General features: G+C 66.2%; 2 protein-coding genes. Both read left to right on the top strand.

All coding sequences use genetic code 11. The features are described 5' to 3' along the window. Positions 1-149 precede the first annotated feature (149 nt). On the top strand, positions 150-1,058 hold the full coding sequence (gene mepA, locus BN1233_RS29455) for a penicillin-insensitive murein endopeptidase (RefSeq protein WP_046867273.1): 909 nt from the start codon (positions 150-152) through the stop codon (positions 1,056-1,058). Positions 1,059-1,338: 280 nt separating this feature from the next. Then, positions 1,339-1,592: metal ABC transporter solute-binding protein, Zn/Mn family (locus BN1233_RS29460; RefSeq protein ID WP_187144400.1), on the top strand; the 254-nt coding region annotated here is incomplete at its 3' end.

Here is a 1,592-nt window from a genome sequence, read left to right on the forward strand (position 1 = left end):
CCAGGCTTCCGGACAAGCGTGCGAGTCCGCAGTGGTTGCTCAGCTCTGACGACTTCACGCCGCGTTGCCATCGTATGTGGCATCGGGCAATTCCGCCGCACGGCACCTGCTCTGTCCAGATAGAGCAGGTGCTTGCGGAACGGCAGAACATGATCTTGCTTCGGGCGCTCGGTCTAGGACTACTCGTCGCGGCTGCACCGGTCCACGCACAGGATCCCGGCACGCTCGATCCCAAACCGCTGCCCCCACTCGCCGAGCCGCAGAGCCCATCGACGCCGGCAAAGGAGTTGTTCGGACGGAAGACGGAGCCTGCGCCTCTCGCCGCTCGAGCCATCGGCAGCTACGCCCGTGGCTGCATGGCCGGCGCCCTTGCGCTGCCGATCGACGGCGCCACCTGGCAGGTCATGCGGCTTTCCCGGAACCGCAACTGGGGCCATCCGAAGCTGATCTCGTTCCTGGAGCGTCTGAGCAAGAAGGTGCCGGAAATCAACGGGTGGCCAGGCCTTCTCGTGGGGGACATCGCTCAGCCGCGCGGTGGGCCGATGCTCACGGGCCACGCCTCGCACCAGCTCGGCCTCGATGCCGATATCTGGCTGACGCCGATGCCCGACCGCCGCCTCACCCGTGAGGAGCGCGAGACGATTTCGGCGACCGACATGGTTCGGCCTGACCGCCTCGACATCGAGCCGGAGGCCTGGACGCCGCAGCATACGGCCCTGATCCGTGCCGTCTCGCGGGAGCCGGAGGTGACGCGAATTTTCGTCAATGCGGCCATCAAGCGCGCACTCTGCCGTGAGGCGGTCGGCGACCGTTCCTGGTTGACGAAAGTGCGCCCGATGTTCGGGCACAACTATCACTTCCACATCCGTCTCGCCTGTCCGCGTGGTGAAGAGGGCTGCGTGGGCCAGGACCCGCCACCACCTGGAGACGGCTGCGGGGCGGAACTCAATCGGTGGTTCACACATGAAATGCTCTTCCCCAAGCCTGGCAAGCCACGCCCGCCACTGACGATGGCGCAGCTCCCCGCCGAGTGCCGGCGCGTGCTCGTGGCTGAATAGACCTCCGCAGCGCTCCCACTTTGGTGCAACATTCGGTGGCAAAGACCACCAATCGTTCGGTGAGTGATTGATGAAGTCCTGAAAGCATCCGGAGCAAGCCGCTCACCGACATCATGGGTCTGACGGCTTTCGTCGCGCGAGCCATCGGCCGGGCCGGATGGCCAATGCCTTGTTGCCACCCGGGACGTCGGGGCGCACGAACGCGCCTCCGCTTGACGCCCTTCGTGTCGAACCTGCACGTGGGGTTGCCCGCCGGATGCTGATTTTTCTGGAGAGAGTGATGCCGCTGTCGAGACGTTCCGCCCTTGCGATCACCCTTGGCATTCTCGCCTTGCCGGCATGGCCGGCCCTTGCCGCCGAGAAGGTCAAGGCCGTGGCCTCCTTCAGCATCCTCGCCGACCTCGTGCGGCAGGTGGGCGGTGAGCGGGTCGAGGTCTCGACGCTCGTGGGCCCGAACGGCGATGCGCACGTCTTCCAGCCGTCCCCCGCGGATGCGAACAGGGTCGCCGGAGCCCGCCTCCTCTTCATGAACGG

Origin of the sequence: Microvirga massiliensis, assembly GCF_001006805.1 — a bacterium.
Lineage (GTDB): Bacteria > Pseudomonadota > Alphaproteobacteria > Rhizobiales > Beijerinckiaceae > Microvirga > Microvirga massiliensis.

Coding starts and splice junctions, on each gene's coding strand:
- mepA (WP_046867273.1), top strand. CDS start 150: ATGATCTTGCTTCGGGCGCTCGGTCTAGGACTACTCGTCGCGGCTGCA.